The following is a 21,317-nucleotide window of genomic DNA, read 5'->3' on the forward strand; positions in this document are numbered from 1 at the left end:
ATGACATTTCCTCCTCAGCCTTATGCCAGCCCCTCAAGTCGACCTGTTCATTCCTTGCTTTGTAGACCAGCTATTTCCTGCTACCGCCATGAACATGGTAAAGGTTTTGGAATCGGTGGGCTGCCAGGTGCACTACAACGCCAACCAAACCTGCTGCGGGCAGCCGGCCTATAACGCTGGCTACAAGGAGCAAAGCTGCGACGTAGCCCGCAAATTCCTCGACGACTTCCCGACTCAGCAGGAGCGTTACATTGTGAGTCCCTCGGCTTCCTGCATAGGCATGGTGCGCAATACCTACGCCGATTTGTTTGAAGGCACCTCTGACTCCGGCCGCTACCACGGGGTGCAGCGCCGAGCCTTCGAGCTGACTGAATTTCTGGTGGACGTGCTAGGCGTCACTTCCATTCCCAAAGCCCAACTCACGGGCAAGTACACCTACCACGACTCCTGTTCGGCCCTGCGTGAGTGCGGCATCCGGGAGGCTCCGCGCCAGCTCCTCGACGCCATTTCGGGCCTGGAACGGCTGGAAATGGCCGAAACCGAAACCTGCTGCGGCTTTGGCGGCACCTTCGCCGTGAAATTCGAAGCCATTTCTGTAGCCATGGCCGAACAAAAGGTAGAGCACGCCCTAGCCACTGGCGCCGACTACCTCATCAGCACCGACACGAGCTGCCTCATGCACCTCGATGCCTACATCCGCCGCGAGAAAAAGCCCCTCAAAACCCTGCACGTAGCGGATGTACTGGCTAGTGGGTGGTGAATCACGGATGTAGACGGATTCATCTAATTCCACGGATTGTGGGGATGGTAAATACTATATGTAATGCGTGCGTTAATAGGTACAGTTTCGGAGGTATGGCTCGTAGCATTATCAGTTGTAGCGTGCGGGCGAATAGAGCGCCAGCCACCAGGGCAATACCGGCAGAAATCTTCACGCAAAACAAGGAATTCACGTATCTGGTCAGCCGCTCTGATGGGCAGCAGCTAGTACCCACCGATACCGTTGTGCTGACCTCAACGGGCCGAATCTGGGAGGCAGATTCCACCCAAAAAGCAATTGGGTGGGGAAGCAGAACCGACGAAATGAGAAGCGGTACTGGCGTGGCGGAAGGCCCACGTGGCGTCTGGATTCATCCGCCGCGTTACGGCGAGTATGCTATTCTAGAACTTAGTCCGTTTCCCGAAATACGGCTGCCATTCAAGCCTGGACAAGAGTGGGATTGGGAACTGAGCGTTGGCTCTTATTGGTCGAACCCGGCCTGGGCAGTGTGGCAGGGCCAGATGCAAGTGAAAACCCATTACAAATCGGTAGGCCAGCAACGTGTTGCTACCCCTTTGGGCAAACTCGAGTGCCAGCAAGTAACCGCCGTGGCCCGGTGCTCAGCAGGGCAGGCCACGCTGTCATTGCTGTTTCATCCGCAATACGGGTTTGTGGAGCTCGACTACGTAAATATCGACGGCGGGCGGTTGCGGTTTCAGCTGCTTTCCGTTGGTGTCGTGAATGAATTCGACGCGACAACGTACTTCGGCAAGCAGTAGGATGCGTACATAAAAAAGTGCGCCTCTTCACGTGAAGAGGCGCACTTTTTTATGGTGTGGGTTGAAGTTATACCAACTGTCCAATCCGCTGCTTCAGGTTTTCGGAGCCTTCCACCAGGGGTAGGCGCACGGCGTCGGCGCAGAGGCCCTGGGCGGCCAGGGCGGCTTTCACGCCGACGGGGTTGCTTTCCTCGTACATCAGCGGATTTAGCTCCACAAAACCGAACAGCAGTTCGCTAGCTGCCTGAAAATTGCCGCTGAGAGCGTGCCGGGTCATGTCGGAGAAGCGGCGCGGGAAGGCATTGGCCAGCACCGAGATAATGCCCACGGCCCCGAAGCTGATCAGCGACGTGGTCATCATATCATCCCCCGAAATCAGTAGAAAATCAGCAGGTTTGGCGGCAGCAATGGCAATGCACTGCTCCAAGTTGCCGCTGGCTTCTTTGATGCCGATGATGTTGGGATGCTTGGCCAGTTCCAGGGTAGTAGCGGCTGTCATGTTGGAGCTGGTGCGGCCGGGCACGTTGTAGAGTAGCACGGGCACCAGGGAGGTATCGGCTAGCTGCTGGTAATGCGCAATAATGCCGCGCTGGCTGGGCTTGTTATAGTACGGCGAGGCCGAAAGTAGGGCCGAAATGCCTGTCAAGTCGGTTTGCTGGATGGTGCGGACGGTAGCGGCCGTGTCGTTGCCCCCGATGCCGTACACCAGCGGAACTCGGCCGGCTACCTGCTCGCGCACTACGCGCAGCACTTCGGCTTTTTCTGCGGTGGTCAGGGTGGCCGATTCGGCGGTGGTGCCGTTGATAACCAAGTATTCCACGCCGCCTTCAATGGTGAAGTCGGCGAGACGACGCAGGGCGGCGTAATCTACGGCGCGCTCAGGAGTGGGAGTGAACGGAGTAACGAGGGCTACGCCAGTGCCACGTAGTTTGTCCATGCGGGAAATTAGCGGTTGATTTGTAATGGGAAGACCCGCGGCGAAGGTACAATGCCGGCGGCGAAGGTCGGCCCGTTTCCTCTAAAAGTACGGCTACCCCCTTCGCCGGTCGCGTTATCTTTCTTCATGAAATTCACGAATTACCCGCTGCTGGCTGCGGCTTCTCTGGCCAGCCTCGGCGCGCTGCCTGCCTGCAACGACGCCAAAAACGCTACCGCCGCCGAAACGGCCGCCAGCTCCACTGCCATTGCCGCCGACTCGGCTGAAACGGCCACCATTACCACGGCGGGCACCGCTACCGCTGCCAACACCGGCAACACGGGCAGCCCGGCTACCATTCCGGCCGGCAAGCGTGCCGATGCCGCTACCATTACGGCTCGGCCCCAGGTGCCCATCCTGTGCTATCACCAGATTCGGGATTGGCGCCCCCGCGACTCCAAAGGTGCCAAGGACTACATCGTGCCGGTAGAGCAGTTCAAGGCCCAGATTAAGATGCTGGCCGATTCCGGCTACCACACCATTCTGCCCGACCAACTCTACGCCTACCTCACCACCGGCGCCCCGCTACCCAGCAAGCCCGTGATGCTGACCTTCGACGATACCGACCTCGACCAATTCACGGTGGCCCGGCCCACGCTGGACAAGTACGGCTTCAAGGCAGTGTACTTTATTATGACCGTGAGCCTGGGGCGCCCCAACTACATGAGTAAGGCCCAGGTGAAGCAGCTTTCCGACGAAGGCAACGTCATCGGTTCCCATACCTGGGACCATCATAACGTGAAAAAGTACGCGGGCGAGGATTGGGTAACTCAGATTGAAAAGCCCACCAAGCAACTGGAGGAAATTACGGGCAAGAAAATCAATTACTTCGCCTACCCCTTCGGCCTGTGGCGCCCCGAGGCTATTCCGGAGCTGAAGAAGCGCGGCATGGATGCGGCCTTTATTCTGGCCGAAAAGCGCGACCAGCAGGACCCGCTCTATACCATCCGCCGCATTATTGCCAGCGGGTACTGGAGCCCCCGCACCCTGCATAACAGCATGGTGCAGAGCTTCTAAGCACACTGTTTTTACAATAAAAAGCCCCGGCAGATAGGCTCTGCTGGGGCTTTTTATTGTAAAAAAGATAATCCAGCATCAAGCGGGTACGATGCAGGCAGCAACCCACTGGCGGCGGGCCTACCTCTCGGCTACTTCTGCGTGTTTGGGTTGGGGCTGACCAAATACCACTGCCTTGACCTCTGGGTAGGTGTGGGCAAGGCGCTGGGCTTGACTGGGTAAGGGCTGGCCGGGTCGGCTGGGTATGAGAAGTAAAATGGGCTTGCTGTTTAGCTCCGCCCGCTGGGCCAGCTGCAGCCGCAGGGCTTGGTACTGCTCAGTTGCTTGCGCTGGTGTAATCACTTGCGAGGAAAGGTAGTCGGCGGCAACCCAGTCGGTGTAAGCGGCGCCTGGGAAATAGGCAGCTACCGAATCAGGACGAGGGGAGTCCAGACCCAGGCGGCACTGGTGTCGCCGGCCGCCCGAAACCGGGTAACCAGCTCCCGCCAGGCTTTGCGGTAAGCAGCCGGTGTGCGAGCCCGCAACAGGGGCCGCAGCAGTACAGGTTTATTTCGCTCCCGGATAGTGGCTACGCTGCGTTGCCAAGCATCGGCCTGAAAACGGCTACCCGTCACTTCCCAGCTCAGCAGAGGAGTGCTGCCCTGCTGGTCCAGGGCTGCCAACGTAGCGGCAGTTACGTGAGGCCCTAGCGCGGGCGGCAATTGCAACTCCACTACGGCCGGCGCCGCTTTAGTTCCGGCCGTAACGGAAGCGGTCCACATAGGAGACATTGGCGGGGTAGCCGCCTGCCCAATTCGTACGCCACCTACGCCGGTATGGGCCCAGATGAGGGCGTCGGAGGGTGTATTTCGGCCCAGCCACAGGCTTATTCCCAAGCTAATCAGGGAGTGAGTCGTAAATACAAAAAAGGCGACGAACACGGCGGCAGTCCGTAGCCGCAGCAACCGGGGGCCCACCTGATTTTCCAGGAAATTCTCCGCCTGGCGCAGCAACCACCGCAGGGGGCGGGCGGATGTAGCCAGCTGCCGAAGGCGCTTAAGCAGCTCGTGCTGGGCCATCAGCACAGAGGCGAACAGCAGGGCGGCATTGGTGAGGGCCAGCGCCATCATCAGCAGGGCGTAGGGCGTCTGGGTGAGGTAGTGGCCGTAGCGGGCGGCAGCTACGCAGATACCAGCTAGCACTAGGTTGGGCAAGCTAAGCAGCCACTCGTTGCGGCCGTGGCCTTCTTTAGGAGTCGGGATGTAGGGCACCCGCACCCGCAGCAGCGTGTACACGAAACCCAGGCAATAGATCCACCAGGTGCTGGTGCGCAGCAGCCCGCCCACTAGGTGCAGACCTGCTTCGTGCGGCTCCCGCAGCCAGCGTTGCGCGTTGTAGCGAATCAGCAGGGACATCATTAGCACCGGAGTCAGGTGCAGGGCAAATTCCAACAACGACAAGTGCCAGGGAAACTCCACTAGCAACAGGGAGGCAATAGGGACGGCAATATCAATGAGCGTGACCAGGCCGGAGAGAAAGTACAGGGGTAGGGTCGCGTAGTGCAGCTTCTGGCGCCCGCTCAGGCGCCGGAACAGGCGCGGGTAGACCGTCAGCAGCAGCTCAAAGGCCCCGCGGGCCCACTTCAGCTGCTGGGCATAGAAGGCCCCAGCGTGGAGGGCACCAGCCCCCGGCTCAGGATGCGCGGCACGTACACCGACTGCCAGCCCTGCGCGTGCAGGCGCAGGGCCGTGTGCATGTCCTCGGTCAGGCCCGCGGCGTGGCCGCCAATCGAGTCCAGGGCAGCGCGGCGGAAGGTGCAGTTGGCCCCGATGGCCTGGGCCGTGTTGTAGGCGTGCATGCCCATCATCAGGGGCCCGTAGAAGTGGTAGGTCTGCTCGGCCGCCCCGCGCGCCACCAGGCTCTCGTCTTGGTTGCCGTAGGCCTGCACCACCTGCACGTAGCCCACGGTGGGGCAGGCAAAGTAGGGCACGACCTGGTCCAGAAAGTCGGGGGCCGGCACGTGGTCCGGGTCCAGCACCACGCACAGCTGGCCCGTGGCCTGCTGCAGGGCGTGGTTGATGTTGCCGGCCTTGGCATCGACCTTGTGCCGGCGCGTGACGTGCACGATGCCCAGCTGCTGGCAGAGCTGGCGCAGATAGGGGTCGTCGGCCTCGTCGCAGAGGTAGCTGGTGTGGGGGTAGGTGATGGCCTGCATGGCCCGCAGCGTCTGGTCCATCATGGCGTAGGGCTCGCCCGGGCAGAAGGTCGTGAGCACGTCCACCGTGTAGGCCGGGGCCGGGCCGGCCGGGGCCACGGGCTCGCTCACGCTCACGTAGTGGTACCACTCGTGCAGCATGCGCAGCAGCTTGAAGCCCAGCGACACGCTCAGCAACCAAAACAACGGCGCGTAGCCAATGTGGTCGGAGTCAGCAAACCACCACAGGAAATGTCCCGTCAGTAAGACGCCGACAACGACCAGTATCCGCATCTGGCCTACCTGCTTGGCCAATACGGAACCTATAGAAGTTGCCGTGGAAGGTACTTTAAGGGGAGGAGGTGGAGCCAGGGCTGGTTCAGGGGTAAGCGTTTCTTCATAGAAAGTCATGGCGCGACTGACTGACAGTGAGGGGGAAAGAGCGAGGTAAGAGCAGAGAAAAGCAGGTGAACGGAGGAAAGCAAAGAGAAGATAACGCGTATAATGAATTCAAGTAATTCTTGTAAAATAAAGTCAAGTATACGAGTTTATACTGGTAAAAAATTTAATTATTTATAATTAATATACAATATTGCTTCGTCGCTTTTTCCCTCTTCTCATGCCGGTGCGCTCCTTTGTTTCTTTCTGGTGGATTATTTGCCTGAGTACCTGGCTTTTTGGTGGGTGCCACTCGGCTGGTACACACCCTGAGCAGCAGCCTGTGGCCCCGGGTGTGGTGCCCGTGCAGGTGGTGAAAACCAAGGACGGCTACCAGCTACTACGCGGCGGCAAGCCCTACACGATTAAGGGAGTGGCGGGGCTGCAGCAGCTGGAGCGGGTGCAGGCCCTCGGCGGAAATTCCCTGCGGCTTTACACCACCAATTACGCCGATGCCATTTTAGACAAAGCCCAGCAGCAGGGCCTCACCGTGATGCTGGGGTTGTGGATGAAGCCCGAGTACGAGGATTTCGACTACTTCGACCGAAAGGCAGTGGCGCGGCAGCAGGCGGAAATCCGGGAGCAGGTGCTGCGTTTCCGCCATCATCCGGCGCTGCTGATGTGGAACGTGGGCAATGAGCTGGACAACCACACCAACAATCCGCGGGCGTTTCAGGCTCTGAACGAGGTAGCCCGCATGATTCACGAGCTTGACCCGCACCACCCCGTAACAACTACCCTGACCAGCAACTTCAACATGGTATCGGCCGTGGAGCGCTTCTGCCCCGACCTGGATGTGCTGACAGTCAACATTTTCGGTGGCCTGGGCGAGTTGGACTCCCGGCTGGTGCAGGATGGCTGGGCCGGGCCCTACATCGTAGGTGAGTACGGAGCCCGGGGCTGGTGGGAAGCACCCCGCACTACCTGGCGCGCCCCGCTAGACCAGAGCAGCAATACCAAGGCGGAGTTCATGCGCACCCGCTTCGAAAAAAGCGTTACGGGCCAACCCAGGCGGTGTTTGGGTTCCTACGTGCTCTATTGGGGGCAACGCTTCGAGCAGACGGCCATGTGGTTTAGCCTCTTCACTGACAAGGGGGAAAAAACCGCCGTGGTAGACATGGTGCACTACCTCTGGACGGGAAAGCAGGTTGCCAACAAAGCGCCGCGCCTGGCCCGCTTGCGGCTGGGTGGCCTTCCTCCTGAGCGCAATGTGCTGCTGCGGCCCGGTGCTACCTACCAAGCCAGCGTAGAAGCCACGGACCCCGAAGCCGACTCACTGCGCTTCACCTGGCAGGTAGTGCCGGAAGTGGATGAAAACTTTGTACTGCCCCAGGACCGGACGGCCCCCGAGCCACTACCGAACATCATCCAGCAGGCTCAGGGAGAGAGGGTGCTGCTGCAGGCCCCGCGCAAAAAAGGCCCCTACCGGCTGCTGGTAATGGCCAGCGATGGGCACGGTAGCGTTGCCACCCATAGCTACCCCTTTTTCGTGGGCCAGCTCACGGCCGCCGACAGGGCCAAGGAGCCCCAAGGCAGCTTCAGAAAAAAGGCGTTCCAGTAAGCACTGGAACGCCTTTTACACAAAATCGACAGATACTGACCCTACGAACATTAGTTGGATCGGTAGTCCCTCACTACAGGCAGCCGGTCGGAGTGTTTACTTCTACTGGGCAGGTAGCCCGCCTTCTTTTAGGGCCTGGAAGCCTCCAGCATTTAGTACTTTCTGAAATCCTTTTTCTTGCAGAAGTACCGCGGCTTTACCGCTACGGTTGCCGGAGGCGCAGTAGAGCACGTAGCGTTTCTTGGGGTCGAGCAGGGCCATCCGTTGGGCAAAATCAGGGGCGCGGAAATCCACGTTTTGCGCTCCAGATAGGTGGCCGGCGGCAAACTCAGCGGGCGTGCGCACATCCAGCAGCACGGTGCCGGGCTGGGCCAGGGCTTGCTTTACCTCCGCCAAGTCCGCCACTAGCACGCTGGGCCTGGTTATGGTCCCGATGTTCACCATGGGTACTGCCGCCGGAGCGAGAGGCTGGGCTGCCGGGACGGACATTTGGGCGTGGGCCCCGGCAGAACTGATCAGACCGGCAGCCAACAAGGCAAAACGGAACATATAAAAGGGAATAGTGGGAAGTACATGGCAAGAACAACCCCTGGCGCGAAGAAGTTGCACCAGGGGTTGCTAGTTACTCATTCTGGCTGAGAGACTTAGAACAAGCTGCCTTGCTCACCCGCTCCGATAGATGGGGTCTGGCCAGTTGCGGTGGCTGCCGCAGGGGTAGGAGCCGCTGCTGTAGAATCGCCCAGCATTTGGTCTAGTACGGCATCTGCCGCGTCGAAACTGGTAGGCAGCATGGCCAGCAGTTCGTCCTCGGTGATGATGGGTACTTTCAGTTCGGTGGCTTTCTCGCGCTTGGCGGGGCCCATTTTGTCGCCGGCCACCAGGTAGCTGAGCTTCTTGCTGATGCTACCGGTAATCTTGCCCCCATTCTGCTGAATCAGGTGCTGCAACTCCTCCCGGCTGTGCTGCTCAAACACGCCCGAAAGGACAAAGGTGAGGCCCGCCAGCCGGTCGCTCTGGGGCTGCGGAGCCTCGCCGGTCAGGGCCAGTTGCAGGCCCGCCGCCCGCAGGTCCTCAATCAGCTGGCGATTCTCCGGCTCCTGAAACCACGCCGCCACCGACTCGGCAATAACGCCGCCTACCTCCGGCACGGCCGCCAGCTCCGTGGCTGAGGCTGCGGCCAGGGCATCCATGGTGCGGTAGTGCTGAGCGAGCTTTTCGGCTACCGTCTCGCCCACGTAGCGGATGCCCAGGCCAAACAGTACCCGGTCGAACGGAATTTGCTTGCTCTGCTCCAGGCCCGTGAGCAGGCGCTGCACCGATTTTTCACCCATGCGTTCTAATTGGGCCAGCTCGGCAGCTTTAGCGGGCAGGTCGTAGAGGCTGGCCGCATTCGAAACCAACCGCAGATCAAAGAACCGCCCCACGGTTTCGGCGCCCAGCCCATCAATGTCCAGGGCCTTGCGCGAAACGAAGTGCTCTAGCTTGGCCTTGAGTTGGGGGGGGCAGGCCCGCTCATTGGGGCAGCGGAAGTGGGCCTCACCCTCGGGCCGGATCAGGGGCGTGCCGCAGGCCGGGCATTCGGTGGGGTAGATGATGGGCACGGCATTGGCGGGGCGGGAAGCCAAATCAACGCCCGTGATTTTAGGGATGATTTCACCGCCTTTCTCCACGAAAACCAAGTCGCCGAGACGCAAGTCGAGGGCCGCAATCTGGTTGGCGTTGTGCACGGAAGCGCGCTTGACCACGGTGCCAGCTAGGGGCACGGGGTCGAGCAGGGCCACGGGCGTTACGGCGCCCGTGCGGCCCACCTGGTACTGAATGGTGTGCAGGCGCGTACGGGCGGCTTCGGCCGGGTACTTGTAGGCAATGGCCCAGCGGGGGCTTTTGGCCGTGAAGCCCAGCAGCTCTTGCTGGCGGAAATCGTCGACCTTGATAACAATGCCATCGGTAGCAACCGGAAGCGTAAACCGCTTCTTGTCCCACTCGTGCACGAAATCCAGCACTTGCTCTATGGTGCCGCACACCCGCCAGGTGTCGGATACGGGTAGGCCCCAGGCGTGCAGGGCTTCCAGCGACGCGCTGTGGGTAGGGAACATGCTCCGGCCCGGCATCAGGAAGGAATAGGCGAAAAACCGCAGCTTGCGGGCTGCCACCAGCGCCGAGTCCTGGAGCTTGAGGGCCCCGCTGGCGGCGTTGCGCGGATTGGCCAGCAAGGCTTCCCCATTGGCTTCCCGCTCGGCATTCAACTCGGCAAAAACCGGCAGGGGCATGAATATTTCGCCGCGTACCTCAAAGTCGGCGGGTTGGGGCGGGCCGGCGGGGCGCAGGTGCAGGGGTAGGTTGCGAATGGTGCGCACGTTGCTGGTTACCACGTCGCCGCGGGTACCGTCGCCGCGGGTGACGCCCTGCGTGAGCTGGCCGTCCTGGTAGGTTAGGCTCATGGCTACCCCGTCAAACTTCAACTCACACACGTACTGCACGGCGGCACCTTCCAGCCCTCGGCGCACCCGCTCGTCAAACTCGCGCAGGTCAGCCTCGGAGTAGGTATTGCCCAGGCTAAGCATGGGGTAGCGGTGCTCAGCCGTGGGAAATTGTTTCGTGATGGTACCGCCCACGCGCTGGGTAGGCGAGTTGGGGTGGGCAAACTGGGGGTAGTCCTTTTCCAGTTGGGCCAGCTGGGCCAGCATCTGGTCGAACTCCTGGTCGGGCACTTCCGAGATGTCGCGCTGGTAATATTGGTAGTTAAGGTGGTGCAGGCGCTCGGTGAGGGCCGTTATCTGGTGCTGAATGTTGTCGTCGGCGGGCATGGAAGGCACGGGTTGGGGCTGCAAGCTACTAACTGCGCTACTAAGTTGACGGGGCGCAGTCCTTCCCAGGTACGCCAAACCACGTTGCCCCGTTCCCCCGATTTTGGGGCGTCGGTTGGTTACGGCCGGCCATAAAAAAAGCCCCGGACTGCGGGGCTTTTTTTATATAAAGCAAAGCTTATTTGTCGGCCACTAGCACGCCGCTGGCTTCGAAGTTCAGCTGCTGTTGGGGCTGAGTAATGGCGGCCACTTCTTGGTCTGATTTGCCGGCGTCTTTGGCGTAGTGCTGCAAATCGGAAACCGGCACCGTTTCGCGGTGGGCCCAGCCGTCAATCACCACGGTTTTGCCGGTAATGTCCTTGGGCACGAAGAAGGCATAATCCTTGAACCGCACGCGCATGGGCTCTCCGTTGGGCGCCTGCAGCGTAAGCCAGCAGCCCTTGGCTTGGCACACGGCCGTGGCAGTGCCCACCAGCTTCACCCGCGCCGAGTCTTGCTGACCCAGTAAGCTGTTTAGGGCCGAAACCGGCTGGGCGCCTGCGGCCGTAATGGGGGCCCCGTAGGTGGTGCCCGTGGGGCCCGCGGTGGCGGCTACCGGCGTTGTGGTAGCCGTTGTTTTGGCGGTAGCGGTTTCGGTTTGGGGTTGGCAAGCGGCCAGCACTAGCAAGCCCAGGACGCCGGTGAGTGGATTAAGCAGGGGCATAGCAAGGAGAATTGTTGGGTTCAGCTCTCAACTTACGATTTTTTGACCTTGTACTTCTCCTTCTCTTTGGGTTGGTCAGTACTGCCGGCCGGTGCTCCCGTGTTAATGGCCGTTAGCAGGCGCACCTGTTCCAGCTTGCCCTTCTTGTCGTACACCTCGCTTTTCACGATGCCCACGGCCGGCGAGTAATAGTCGACTACCCGCACTGCGTTGCGCATGACCATGTCGGCGCGGGCGGCAGTGGCGCTTTCCCGCTCGGCTTCCACCTTGTAGCAGGCAAAGGAGCCGGCCGGCGTTGTCACCGTTTCGGTGCCCGTTATGCGGCGCTTATGCACGGTGGTGTACACCTTGGCAATATCCACGGCCGTGCTGCTCACTTGCACCGAAATACCGCCCTGGGGCAGCTGGGAGCCAACGGTAGGCTGATTGGGCCAGGCCAGGGGTACGGGGGCGTAGGCAAAGCGCCGGTCGCGGAAGGAGCGCAGGCTCTCGGGGCTCAGCTCGGCGGAGCCATCGGTGAAGCTGGTGTCCTGGCGGCAACGGAAGGTAAGGTCCTGTAAGCGCAGAAGCTTGTTTTTGGGGTCGTAGGTGCCGCTTTTCAACAGCACTGAATTGGTAGTAATGGTCTGTTTCTTATTCTGCTCTGAGCTCAGGCTGACCACCCGGTTGCGTATGGTGCCGGTTGTTTTGCCGCTGGCATCCTGGAGCTGATACACCAGCTCCATGTTATCATAAAGGCCGAAGGGGTGGGCGCAATCAACCGGCGGCAGTGTTTGGGCCAGAGCGGGAGAAGCGGCCAGGCAGGCGGTCAGACCGGCTGCCAGCAAATGAAATCGGGGCATAAGGCAAAGAAAAAGGAAGAAAATCAGCCGTTGGGCTGCATACGCAGACGGTTGAGTTTTGATGCTAACTCGCTAACCGGAGCTGCACGGTGGCCTTACACAAAGGTCTTGCCAGCGTCATCTCGTAACTTGCCCCGCGCCGCGCCGTTTCTTACCAGGCCGGTCGGGGGTAGCTTCCGCGGCCGCTACTGCTCACATCTTCCTTTTTATTGTAGATCTATGCCAGAACAACCTACTTCCTGGGCCGATACGGCCGCTTCACTGCTCTCCAAGCTTTCGGGTGGGGTAGAGGTAGCTCTCAACTTTGAGCAAATGGAGTTGCAAGTGCCCAATCCGGCCAACCCAGCCACGCCCACCACTTGGCGCCTGAACGGCTCGCTGCGCATCCGTACCCGGGGCGAAAATCCGCCCTCCGGTGCCCTTCCGCCCGCAAACTCTAGTACCCTTGGCTAACGGACTCGATATTGAGGCCCGGCTGGTCATTACCCTTGACGGGGACGACGTGCAGGTAGCGGGCTCTGGGGGCTACCTCATCATCAACTTTCCCAGCCAGCGCGTCTTCGACAAAATAACCAGCGGCCCGCCCAAGGACCCCAACGCCCCACCCAAACCCAAAAATCCCAACGCCCCCGATCCGCTCCAGCAACTCAACGACCTAGCCCTGCAGCTGGGTTTGGTGCTGGATATGCGGGTGGCAGGCAAAACCCACGTTACTTTCGGCACGGGCCGCTCCGCCAAGATTACCCTGAACGCAGTGCTCGGCAAAATCGGGTCATTTTTTCGGGGGTAGCAACTGCAGGGCTACCCCGTGTGAGCAGGCAAGCCTTGCGCGTGGCGGGAGTACACTGAGCCGAGCAGAAGGCCGAACCAGAAATGTCTGTACTGAGTTAGAATTGCTAATAGGTAGCGCATCAATTGTCCTGCAGAGCCGAAGGCGAAGCATCTCGCTTGAATCGTTGGGGTAGCAAACCTGACATCAGCGTGCGAGATGCTTCGCCTCCGACTCTGCAGGACGCTCTTTTTTGCGGCCAAACAAGTCGTCGGGTTGCCGCGCGGTAGGAGTCGTCCGCCAGTTGGCAATCAGGGTTTTGGCCCGAAAAAAGCACGCGCGGAGCGGAACGTTTTTCCGTATCTTGCTCAGAGGCCCTTGCCCGTAGATCAGCCTCCAGAGGCCGGAACTAAAGGGCTTCAGATTGGTTTGCTTACTCGCACCCAGCCCTGCTTTTCAGCTCATGAATTCTGATCAAGAACGTACCAATAAAATTGGCGCCGGTCGGGCCGCCTCGGCTTTTCAGCGCATAGAGGGAGTGCCGCCGCTGCTCCTGATGCTGTACCTGGGCCTGGCCGGCATTGGGGTGTTGTTCCTGATGCTGGTGGTGGCCTATATGTATACCCGCAGCCAAAGCGACACGCCCACCGGCATCTACCCGCTACCACGCTTCTTCTCCCTCAGCACCATCGTGCTGCTGATCAGCAGCTACACCATCAACCAGGCCCGCCACCTCTACACCCGCGACGATCTGGCGGGGCTGGCCCGCTGCCTGGGCGCTACCTTGCTGCTGAGCAGCGTGTTTGCGGGCCTGCAGGTGCTAGGCTGGCGGGAGCTAATGGCCCAAGGTGTGCTGCTAGACGGTGTGGCCAGCGGTACGTTTGTTTACTTGCTCTCGGCCCTGCACGTGGCGCACCTGCTGGGCGGCATGCTGTTTCTGCTGGCCCTGCTGTTGCGCACCCACACCGCCGCCCGCGACGCGGTGCGCAGCCTGGTATTTATCCGCAACCCCTACCGTCGCCTGCAGCTGCGCATGATTACCATCTACTGGCATTTCATCGACGTGCTCTGGGTGGCACTGTTTGCCGCTTTTTTGTTTCTGTATTAGCGACTGGTCCTGAAAGCTTGCTCACACAAAAAAGCCCGGCCAAGCCGGGCTTTTTTGATGCGGTATCCTCACGGTGCTGCTTAATTGGCAATGGTTACGGTGCCTTTGTAGCGTTTCTTGTCCGTGAATTCAATAAGGTAGTAATACACGCCGGCTGGTAGGCCGCCGCCGTCCCAGCGGAAGCTGCGGTTGGTGGTGCGGTACACCCGATTGCCCCAGCGGTTAAAAATTTCGAGGTCGGCAAAACGAGATTCGCAGAAATCGGGCGGCAGGTTGTTTTTCACGTTGTCCAGCTCGAAGTAGTCGTTCTTTTCGTCGCGCTGGTAGGGGGTAATGACGTTGGGCGGCAGGAAGTCCGGCACGGGTGGCTGCTCCACTTCAAAGCGCACCACGCGGGTTTGGGGCTGGGGCCGGCAGGTGCTTTCCTGAAGGGTAAACGTAACTTCCAAGCCATTCAGGCGCACGGCCTCGCAGTTGGCTTCCCAGCGAAACACCCCACTGGCTTGGCCAGCGCCGTTGCGCGCCACGAACGTCATTCCCGCCGCGGCCAGGTCGAAGCCAGCGCCAGCGGCCGAGAACGTCAGTGCATCCACATCCACGTCTAGGCCCGAAAGGGAGGCTTCGTACACGCCCCCAATTGGCCGCTTAATGACCAACGGAGCCGGGGTAGGAGAACCCGCCGTTGGGGCCGGAAATGGGCTGGTTAGCTGCGGGGGGCGGTTCACGTAGTCAATCTGCACTGGAATGACGAGGGTAGTGGCTTGGCGGTCGGCGCAGGGCGCGGCTGCCGCTGTAAACTCGAACTCATACAGCGGTTTATCCACGGCCCGGCAGTCAACGCGCCAGGTAAAGCGCCCCGTAAGCTGACCGTTGGTTTGCGCTTGGCTGAGCTGTGCTCCCACGCTGCCGGGCGTGAAGCCTCGGCCGGTCATTTCTAACGTGATAGGGTCGTTGTCAGGGTCGGTGGCTACTAGGTCGAAGGTAATCAGGTCGCCGGGGCGGGCGCGCAGGGGGAGCACGGCCGTAGTGCGCAGGAGCGGGGCGGCGTTGGGCTCGGGTACGGAGGTAACGGCTACCCGCACGGTGTCGCGCTTGGGCAGGCTGCACCCGTTATCGGCCACAATCACATCCAGCAGGTACACCTTACCCTTGGTGTTGAAGCAGTCCGGGAAGCAAAGCCGCGACACGATGGTATCGGGGGCGCCGGGCGTGCGCACGGTTCCTTGCAGGGTGCTCAGGGTAGGAAGAGGAGCCGTAAAATTCACCGGGCTCAGCGACAACGTCAGGGCTGAGGTGGGGTCAGAATCGGTGAACTTGAGCGTGAAGCAGCGGTTGCTGCCGGGTTGCAGGCGTAGCGTATCGCGGCCGGCTTGGTAGGGCTGGCGGCGGTTGGGCACCTGCATGACCACCTTCGGCCGGGCGTTGGTAGGGCAGGAAATAACTTTGAGTTGAAAATCGCGCCGGGTTTCGCCCAGCCGCACGCCCTTGCGGTACTCCGTGCAGCGCACCCCAAACACGAACAGTCCCAGCCGGGTAGGCCGCACTTCCAGCCGGCCCGTGAGCCGCCCGATACTCAGGGTAGGATTGCCCGGAATCTGGCGGGTGACGGACAGACTATCGGCCCAGCGTATTGTGCTGTACGGGGCCGGTTGGGCACGGTCTGGCTTGGGGACAATCGTATTGGAATAGCCATTCAGGGGCGTTACTAAGTCATATACCAGGGAGTCACCGTCGGTGTCCTGGCCCCCGAAGTTGTAGTAGAACAGCTCGCCCCGGCAGGCATAATCACTCAGGGGCGGAAAGATGCGGGGGGTAGAATTGCGGAAGGCCTGTCCGTTGCGCACCACCGCCGGAAACTCTAGGTAGAACGTTTGGGCCGCCCCGCCGGGGTCCAGGATGTTGCTGATGCCGTTGTTGCGGCAGCAGCGCTCCACGGCCACATAGTAGCCGTTGGGGCTAGTGAAGGTCTGGTCGCCGAGCGAAATTGGGCGAGTGTAAACCAAGCGCCTCGTCACGAGGCTGGGCGTGGTGCAGGCGGGGTTGGTGTAGCTGACCAAGGTGTTATTGGTCAGGGGTAGCGGCACGTCTAGCAAGCGGCGGTTGGTGCCTTTCTCGAAGATGCTGGCCGTCAGTTCCGGGTCCAGGGCGCCGGGCTGTCCGTTTACTGCATCAAAATACAGGTTCAAGCTTAGCTGGTAGGTAGAGCCGCTAACGTGTTGTAAATCAAGCTCGCCACCTACAATATGGGTAGCCCGTGCCGCCGGAGCCAGCAAACACAGCAGCCACAGCAAAAAGCCAGTCCGAACAAAAGTAACAAGAGTAGAAGTTGGCATAGAGCAGCGCAGCTAGTCAGGGAGCAATGACGAAAGATACAACCCGAGTCGCCGGGAGTCCTACCTTTTTGGTTTTTTCTGTTGCCTGCTGCGTACCTTTCATAGCCAGCTTTTTTGCCCGTCTTTGTGTTCTGTTCGCCCATCATCTGCCCTATGCGTCCCTTCTTTTACACCCTCACTTTAGTGGGTCTGCTGCGTTGCTTGCCCGCGGCCGCCCAGCTGCCTGCCTACCCTCCGGCGGCCGCCGACCTGAACGGGGCCGCCGCTGAGGCCTGCGCCCAGACGCACAACCGGGTTGCCCGTCCGGCTTACGCCAGCCTGAGCCACCGGCAGAAAATGGCCCGCTACGACGTAACGTATTACAAGCTGGACCTGGACCTGACCAATACTACTCGCGCCGTCAGTGGGGCCGTCACCATCAGGGCCCGCACCGGAGCGCAACCCCTCGACTCGCTGGCCTTTGAGCTGTATTCTACCTATGCCATTGACTCCGTGGTAGTAAACGGCCGTCGGAGCGCCGGGCTGCGCTGGGTAGGCATGGGCGATGTGACCGTAGGGCTAACCCAGCCCGTGGCACCCAATACCTTGTTCAACGCCCTGATTTACTACCGGGGCACAGCTCCTAACGGTAACTCCGCCGCCATTGGCAACGCCCTTGATACCCGCACCGACCCTACCTACGGCGTGAGCACCACCTGGAGCCTGTCGGAGCCCTACAACGCCTATGAGTGGTGGCCCTGCAAACAGATGCTCACGGATAAGGCCGATTCGTCCGACGTTTGGGTTTCTACTGCCGCCACCAATAAAGTGGGCTCCAATGGGGTGCTGCAAAAATCCACTCCACTACCCAACAACCGGGTGCGGCACGAGTGGAAATCCCGCCACCCCATCGACTACTACCTGATTTCGGTGGCCGTGGGGCCCTACGTGGAGTATGTAAACTATGCCAATCCCACGGGCGGCCCCCGCATTCCCATCGTCAACTACCTGTATAACCAAAAGGCCCTGAACGACCAACGCACGGAGATAGACCGCACCCCCGGCTTTATTGAATACTTCTCCGACATCGTGGGGCTGTACCCCTTCGCCAATGAGAAGTATGGCCACTGCATGGCGCCCATTGGGGGCGGCATGGAGCACCAAACCATGACGACGCAGTACGGCTTCACCTTCACGCTCACGGCCCACGAACTGATGCACCAGTGGTTTGGCAACAACGTGACCTGCGGAGCCTGGGAGGATATCTGGCTCAATGAAGGCTTTGCTTCCTACGGGGAGTACTTGGCCCTGAATCAGCTTATTGGGTCAGCCACGGCGCTTTCCTGGATGAATCAGGCGCATACTTCGGCCATGAGTCAGCCGGGCGGTAGCGTTTTCGTGCCCGATACCACCAACGTCAGCCGCATTTTCAATTCTCGTCTCTCGTATAAGAAAGGAGCCGCCGTGGTTCATATGCTGCGCTACCTACTCAACGATGACGTAAAGTTTTTCAGGGCCCTACGCACTTACCAGAGCACCTACGCCGGCCGCACCGCCCGCACCCGCGACCTACAGCGCGTGTTTGAGCAGGAAGCCGGCCGCTCCCTGCAATATTTCTTTGACCAGTGGTTCCGGGGGGAAGGCTACCCCACGTTTTCTGTGCGCTGGAACCAGGCCGGCGGGTTAGTCTACCTCCAGAATACCGAAACTGCCTCTATGCCCACGGTAACGCCTTTTTTCGCCACCGATGTCGACTACCGTCTCACGTTTACGGACGGCACTACCCGCACCATTCGGCTGCCGCAGTACCAGCCGGTAGTGTCAGCGGCCGTAGCAGAGTCGCGCCCCATTAGCAGCATCACCGTCGACCCCGACCAGTGGTTACTTAATGGCACTGGCCCCATCACCCGCGACAATGCGCTGGTAACCAGCACGCGGCTGGGAGCTAACGAGGCTACTATTACCGTCTACCCAAACCCCTGCTGGGACCAGTTGCGCCTGGCCGATTTCAGTGGTAGCCGAGCTACGGCTGAAGTTACGGACGCAACCGGCCGGGTAGTGCTGCGCCAGCCTGTAACCTCAGCGGCACCCGTGCTGTACACGGCGGCGCTGGCGCCCGGCATCTATCACCTGCGCCTCCTAGGGCAGGAGGGCCTGATTGCGCAGGCCCGGTTCGTGCGCGCCGCGGAGTAAGACTTGCCAAGTGTAGCGCCCAGCAAAAAGCCGCCGATACAATCGTATCGGCGGCTTTTTGCTGGGCGTCAAGGTCACCCTCGCACCATCACTAGGAAAGATTTCTATACTGTTTGATAAGCGCGGCTACTTCTGGCGGGGCCGAGGGGAAGTTGAATACCGCGTCAATAAGCTCGTCAAACGAGTGAGCCGGCGTGAAGATGGAATCGGTGAAAGGGTTGCTGAGCAGCCGCAGAAAGCCCGGCTGCCCATTGATGCTCACCAGGTCCAGGATGATGTTACCGTAGCGCTGGTTGCAGCGGCCGGTATTGGTGCAGTCGTGGGGTTGGGGCTTCAGGAAGTGCTTTTGGGTGCTTTCCGTGTACTGCTCATGGCGCACCGTGCGGTGACTGGATGCCCCCAGATGGTAGCCTAAGCTGAGAATTCGGTCCCGGATGAAGTCAAACAGGTGCCGGAAATTACCGGGCCCAATGCTGGGGTCATACAGAAACACGGCTCCGGGCCGCTTGGTGTCCCGGGCCAGCTGCACTCGAAACGTGCCACCGGGCAGGCCCGCTTTCTGGTAGTGGTAGGCCTTGAAGTAAGGGCCCATCCAGTTCAGGTACACTTGCTGCGCAATCCACTGCTGGCGTACCTGCTCCTCGGCCGCGCTTCGCTGCAGCGGCTGCCAGTCGGCAGAAGCGGGAGCAGAGCCAGAAAAAAACCGTTTGAACAGATTCAACAACGTAGTAGGATTGATTTACAGGACAACAGGGGCCCGGTAAAATGGTTTTAATCTCGGCATTACTAGCCGCACAGTATTCCCTGCCTTGCCCCGCTGCAACACAAGCACAGTGCCACAACCTGCGCTGGCGAGCACAAAAAAAGGCGGTGCCCCTAGTAAGGAGCACCGCCTTGGCAGTATGGAAGCGCACGAGGCAGGTTATTTAACCCGAGTCCAGGTTTGCGACTTACCAATCATGGAGAAGCCGATGTATCCTTTCACTTCCATGCTGTTAGCGTTCAGCATTTTCATGTAGCAGGAATACGTTTTACCGCTTTCTGGGTCGTAGATTTTGCCATCGTCCCACTTGTTATCGTCGTCGTACTCAAAACCTTGCATGAACACCATGCCCAGGCGCGGACGATTACGAAGCTTAGGCTCGGGGTTCATCGTGTCGGTTTTGGGCTTGCCGGTTTTGGGGTCGTTCGGCACAGTAAGGCTCACGATTTTACCGCACAGCTTGTCGCCACACTTGTAAATCTCGAAGGTGGCCTTTTTCTCGGCGTTCGTCCATACTCCGAGCGGGGAGAGAGATTGAGCCGAAGCCGCCCCTAGCAAGCCCAGGAACATGCCCAAGCAGAGGAACAGAATTTTTTTCATGGTAAGTGAAATGATAGATGGGAGTTTGTGGGAAAAAAGATAGGGGAAAACTCGTGAATAAAACGAATGACGCCTGTTTTTCCCGGAAATAAGCGTGGCAAGTTTGAGGCCAACTTACTGCCGAGGCTTTTTTGTAAATAATCTGGGTACTAAAACCAGTTGATGGTCAGCAACATGAATAAAAAATGCGGCCAGGGGCATAAATAATGGTGTTTTTATTTTGAACCATCCAGGGGGATTTTAACTTTACCTGTCGTAGCGAGTGCTACAGCCCCTGCCAAGCAGCCCTAAGGTGCTGGGTAGCGCAGCCGGGGTTATGTCGGATCTAAAGAAAGGAGGTACAAAATGTCTAGTAGTCCCAAACAAATCCTGCCAAGCCTGTCGAATGTAGTCCGCTTCACCGCCGGACGCGCTTAACAACAGCTTTCGCGCGGAACGCACTCCTAATTGAGTACTTCCCGCATTCTGGCAAGGTCTTACTGGATAAGTGGATGATGGGGCTGTACCCCAGACTCATCGCTTGGTAAGATTTGAAGGATTAGATGCCCGGTTCGCCCAGCAGCCTCGCTTAGAGGATCTGCACAGGCGGCCGGGCATCGCTCTTTTACAGTGAGTTGGTGCATGAGTGATGAAGCGAATTCCGCTAGCGCTATTAGTGCCACTTATGGCCCTCAAGCAAGTGGAGCATCAAACTTACTCCGTCATCCATTCGCAATTTTACTTACAGCACCCGGCGCACCTGCATGAAACGGCGCTCATAGTCGGTGCCTTCTACTTGGCTGATTTTCACGCCCGATTCGCGGCGAGCCGAAGAGGAATGCACAAAGCGTAGTGGCTCGCCCGGTTTACTAATAACGATGCCCGCGTGGCCAGGGGTAGTAGAGGTAGTAGCCGTACCAGTAAATACCACAATGTCGCCGGGGCGAGCCTGGGTTCGTTCTACTGCCTTGCCCGTACTGATAAGCAGGGCCGTGGAATGGGGCACGGGTATGCGGTAGCGGGCAAACACGTAATTCACGAAGCCGGAACAGTCGAAGCCAGTAGCGGGGGTGCTGCCGGCGTAGCAGTAGTTGGTACCAAGTTGGCGCAAGGCAAACGCTACCACGCTGTCGGCCCGGGGTGGGGTGGCCTTGTTACTGATAACATACGCAACTGCCTGCGTAGTGGGAGGCTCCGGGCGTCCTTCTGCTACTGGGGTAGCCTGCCGGCTCCAAATCGACCAGCCTACCACCACGCTCACCAAGAGCAGAAAACTTAGCCAGACGTAGCGCATAGCAGGAAAAAAGGGCCGGGGACGGGCAAGGATCAATTGCATAGCAAACAGTTTAAACCGACTGGTTGCAAATTGTTTGCCAGCTGCCCGTGGTAATGTAAACCCCAAGATACTCGACGCTACGCTAACGGTGCAGGTGGGGAGCGAGTTTAGGCCTAGCTCGAGCGGCTGACAGGCGCATTGGGGTGTATTTTCGGCATTACTTTGCAGCCCTGAGCGGTTTCCTCCGTTCTTTGGCGACCA

General features: G+C 59.6%; 20 protein-coding genes. 8 read left to right on the plus strand and 12 right to left on the minus strand.

Translation table 11 applies throughout. The annotated features are described in order from the left end of the window. The first annotated feature begins 22 nt into the window (after positions 1–22). Both MUN84_RS21990 and MUN84_RS21995 read left to right on the plus strand, forming a co-directional pair. Positions 23–760, plus strand: a complete 738-nt coding sequence (locus MUN84_RS21990; RefSeq protein WP_244696018.1) for a (Fe-S)-binding protein — start codon at positions 23–25, stop codon at positions 758–760. Between the two features lie 323 nt (positions 761–1,083). Beyond that, positions 1,084–1,539, plus strand: coding sequence for a hypothetical protein (locus MUN84_RS21995; RefSeq protein WP_244696019.1), 456 nt, complete (start codon positions 1,084–1,086; stop codon positions 1,537–1,539). 67 nt (positions 1,540–1,606) lie between these two features. On the opposite strand, the gene dapA is transcribed toward MUN84_RS21995, so the two are convergent. Beyond that, positions 1,607–2,476, minus strand: coding sequence for a 4-hydroxy-tetrahydrodipicolinate synthase (gene dapA, locus MUN84_RS22000; RefSeq protein ID WP_244696020.1), 870 nt, complete (start codon positions 2,474–2,476; stop codon positions 1,607–1,609). A 126-nt stretch (positions 2,477–2,602) separates the two neighbouring features. Here dapA and MUN84_RS22005 point away from each other — a divergent pair, with 126 nt between their 5' ends. Then, positions 2,603–3,532 carry a polysaccharide deacetylase family protein gene (locus MUN84_RS22005; RefSeq protein ID WP_244696021.1) on the plus strand — a complete coding sequence of 310 codons (930 nt, stop codon included), beginning with the start codon at positions 2,603–2,605 and terminating at the stop codon, positions 3,530–3,532. Positions 3,533–3,652: 120 nt separating this feature from the next. On the opposite strand, the gene MUN84_RS22010 is transcribed toward MUN84_RS22005, so the two are convergent. From MUN84_RS22010 to MUN84_RS22020, 3 genes are all read right to left on the minus strand, one after another. Beyond that, entirely contained in the window at positions 3,653–3,874 is a 222-nt protein-coding gene (locus MUN84_RS22010; RefSeq protein ID WP_244696022.1) for a hypothetical protein, read from the minus strand. A 62-nt stretch (positions 3,875–3,936) separates the two neighbouring features. Next, a complete protein-coding gene (locus MUN84_RS22015) occupies positions 3,937–4,995 on the minus strand; it encodes a hypothetical protein (protein WP_244696023.1) in 1,059 nt (352 codons plus the stop codon). A gap of 158 nt (positions 4,996–5,153) precedes the next feature. After that, entirely contained in the window at positions 5,154–6,116 is a 963-nt protein-coding gene (locus tag MUN84_RS22020; protein ID WP_244696024.1) for a glycosyltransferase, read from the minus strand. A 208-nt stretch (positions 6,117–6,324) separates the two neighbouring features. Here MUN84_RS22020 and MUN84_RS22025 point away from each other — a divergent pair, with 208 nt between their 5' ends. After that, a complete protein-coding gene (locus MUN84_RS22025) occupies positions 6,325–7,704 on the plus strand; it encodes a glycoside hydrolase family 2 TIM barrel-domain containing protein (protein WP_244696025.1) in 1,380 nt (459 codons plus the stop codon). Positions 7,705–7,806: 102 nt separating this feature from the next. On the opposite strand, the gene MUN84_RS22030 is transcribed toward MUN84_RS22025, so the two are convergent. From MUN84_RS22030 to MUN84_RS22045, 4 genes are all read right to left on the minus strand, one after another. Next, positions 7,807–8,253, minus strand: a complete 447-nt coding sequence (locus MUN84_RS22030; RefSeq protein ID WP_244696026.1) for a rhodanese-like domain-containing protein — start codon at positions 8,251–8,253, stop codon at positions 7,807–7,809. A 95-nt stretch (positions 8,254–8,348) separates the two neighbouring features. Further along, positions 8,349–10,511: an NAD-dependent DNA ligase LigA gene (gene ligA, locus MUN84_RS22035; RefSeq protein WP_244696027.1), complete on the minus strand. Its 2,163-nt coding sequence runs from the start codon at positions 10,509–10,511 to the stop codon at positions 8,349–8,351. A 178-nt stretch (positions 10,512–10,689) separates the two neighbouring features. Further along, complete coding sequence (locus MUN84_RS22040; protein WP_244696028.1) at positions 10,690–11,214, minus strand: DUF4920 domain-containing protein; 525 nt, start codon at positions 11,212–11,214, stop codon at positions 10,690–10,692. Between the two features lie 32 nt (positions 11,215–11,246). Next, positions 11,247–12,056 (minus strand): hypothetical protein, encoded by an 810-nt coding sequence (locus MUN84_RS22045; RefSeq protein ID WP_244696029.1) that lies wholly within the window; start codon positions 12,054–12,056, stop codon positions 11,247–11,249. Positions 12,057–12,275: 219 nt separating this feature from the next. Here MUN84_RS22045 and MUN84_RS22050 point away from each other — a divergent pair, with 219 nt between their 5' ends. The 3 genes from MUN84_RS22050 (at position 12,276) to MUN84_RS22060 (ending at position 13,933) form a co-directional block, all read left to right on the plus strand. Then, positions 12,276–12,509, plus strand: a complete 234-nt coding sequence (locus tag MUN84_RS22050; protein WP_244696030.1) for a hypothetical protein — start codon at positions 12,276–12,278, stop codon at positions 12,507–12,509. Then, the gene (locus MUN84_RS22055; protein ID WP_244696031.1) at positions 12,502–12,846 is read left to right on the plus strand and encodes a hypothetical protein; all 345 of its coding nucleotides are present in this window, start codon (positions 12,502–12,504) and stop codon (positions 12,844–12,846) included. Before MUN84_RS22050 ends, MUN84_RS22055 begins: the two co-directional genes overlap by 8 nt. A gap of 442 nt (positions 12,847–13,288) precedes the next feature. Next, positions 13,289–13,933, plus strand: coding sequence for a heme-copper oxidase subunit III (locus MUN84_RS22060; protein ID WP_244696032.1), 645 nt, complete (start codon positions 13,289–13,291; stop codon positions 13,931–13,933). An 80-nt stretch (positions 13,934–14,013) separates the two neighbouring features. Here the strand turns inward: MUN84_RS22060 and MUN84_RS22065 are convergent, their stop codons facing one another. Next, a complete protein-coding gene (locus MUN84_RS22065; RefSeq protein ID WP_244696033.1) occupies positions 14,014–16,266 on the minus strand; it encodes a gliding motility-associated C-terminal domain-containing protein in 2,253 nt (750 codons plus the stop codon). A 153-nt stretch (positions 16,267–16,419) separates the two neighbouring features. Between MUN84_RS22065 and MUN84_RS22070 the strand changes: the two genes are divergently transcribed. Continuing rightward, the gene (locus MUN84_RS22070) at positions 16,420–18,438 is read left to right on the plus strand and encodes a M1 family aminopeptidase (RefSeq protein WP_244696034.1); all 2,019 of its coding nucleotides are present in this window, start codon (positions 16,420–16,422) and stop codon (positions 18,436–18,438) included. A gap of 91 nt (positions 18,439–18,529) precedes the next feature. On the opposite strand, the gene MUN84_RS22075 is transcribed toward MUN84_RS22070, so the two are convergent. The 3 genes from MUN84_RS22075 to MUN84_RS22085 form a co-directional block, all read right to left on the minus strand. Continuing rightward, positions 18,530–19,159, minus strand: coding sequence for a hypothetical protein (locus tag MUN84_RS22075; RefSeq protein WP_244696035.1), 630 nt, complete (start codon positions 19,157–19,159; stop codon positions 18,530–18,532). 201 nt (positions 19,160–19,360) lie between these two features. Continuing rightward, positions 19,361–19,801 (minus strand): DUF2147 domain-containing protein, encoded by a 441-nt coding sequence (locus MUN84_RS22080; protein ID WP_188558637.1) that lies wholly within the window; start codon positions 19,799–19,801, stop codon positions 19,361–19,363. Between the two features lie 721 nt (positions 19,802–20,522). Next, entirely contained in the window at positions 20,523–21,074 is a 552-nt protein-coding gene (locus tag MUN84_RS22085; protein ID WP_244696036.1) for a C40 family peptidase, read from the minus strand. Positions 21,075–21,317 lie beyond the last annotated feature (243 nt).

Origin of the sequence: Hymenobacter sp. 5516J-16 (assembly GCF_022919335.1) — a bacterium.
Lineage (GTDB): Bacteria > Bacteroidota > Bacteroidia > Cytophagales > Hymenobacteraceae > Hymenobacter > Hymenobacter sublimis.

Bases quoted from the DNA above. Each gene is read 5' to 3' on its own strand.
- MUN84_RS21990 (WP_244696018.1), top strand. From the start codon at position 23: ATGCCAGCCCCTCAAGTCGACCTGTTCATTCCTTGCTTTGTAGACCAG.
- MUN84_RS21995 (WP_244696019.1), top strand. From the start codon at position 1,084: ATGAGAAGCGGTACTGGCGTGGCGGAAGGCCCACGTGGCGTCTGGATT.
- dapA (WP_244696020.1), bottom strand. From the start codon at position 2,476: ATGGACAAACTACGTGGCACTGGCGTAGCCCTCGTTACTCCGTTCACT.
- MUN84_RS22005 (WP_244696021.1), top strand. From the start codon at position 2,603: ATGAAATTCACGAATTACCCGCTGCTGGCTGCGGCTTCTCTGGCCAGC.
- MUN84_RS22020 (WP_244696024.1), bottom strand. From the start codon at position 6,116: ATGACTTTCTATGAAGAAACGCTTACCCCTGAACCAGCCCTGGCTCCA.
- MUN84_RS22025 (WP_244696025.1), top strand. From the start codon at position 6,325: ATGCCGGTGCGCTCCTTTGTTTCTTTCTGGTGGATTATTTGCCTGAGT.
- MUN84_RS22030 (WP_244696026.1), bottom strand. From the start codon at position 8,253: ATGTTCCGTTTTGCCTTGTTGGCTGCCGGTCTGATCAGTTCTGCCGGG.
- ligA (WP_244696027.1), bottom strand. From the start codon at position 10,511: ATGCCCGCCGACGACAACATTCAGCACCAGATAACGGCCCTCACCGAG.
- MUN84_RS22040 (WP_244696028.1), bottom strand. From the start codon at position 11,214: ATGCCCCTGCTTAATCCACTCACCGGCGTCCTGGGCTTGCTAGTGCTG.
- MUN84_RS22045 (WP_244696029.1), bottom strand. From the start codon at position 12,056: ATGCCCCGATTTCATTTGCTGGCAGCCGGTCTGACCGCCTGCCTGGCC.
- MUN84_RS22050 (WP_244696030.1), top strand. From the start codon at position 12,276: ATGCCAGAACAACCTACTTCCTGGGCCGATACGGCCGCTTCACTGCTC.
- MUN84_RS22060 (WP_244696032.1), top strand. From the start codon at position 13,289: ATGAATTCTGATCAAGAACGTACCAATAAAATTGGCGCCGGTCGGGCC.
- MUN84_RS22065 (WP_244696033.1), bottom strand. From the start codon at position 16,266: ATGCCAACTTCTACTCTTGTTACTTTTGTTCGGACTGGCTTTTTGCTG.
- MUN84_RS22070 (WP_244696034.1), top strand. From the start codon at position 16,420: ATGCGTCCCTTCTTTTACACCCTCACTTTAGTGGGTCTGCTGCGTTGC.
- MUN84_RS22080 (WP_188558637.1), bottom strand. From the start codon at position 19,801: ATGAAAAAAATTCTGTTCCTCTGCTTGGGCATGTTCCTGGGCTTGCTA.
- MUN84_RS22085 (WP_244696036.1), bottom strand. From the start codon at position 21,074: ATGCGCTACGTCTGGCTAAGTTTTCTGCTCTTGGTGAGCGTGGTGGTA.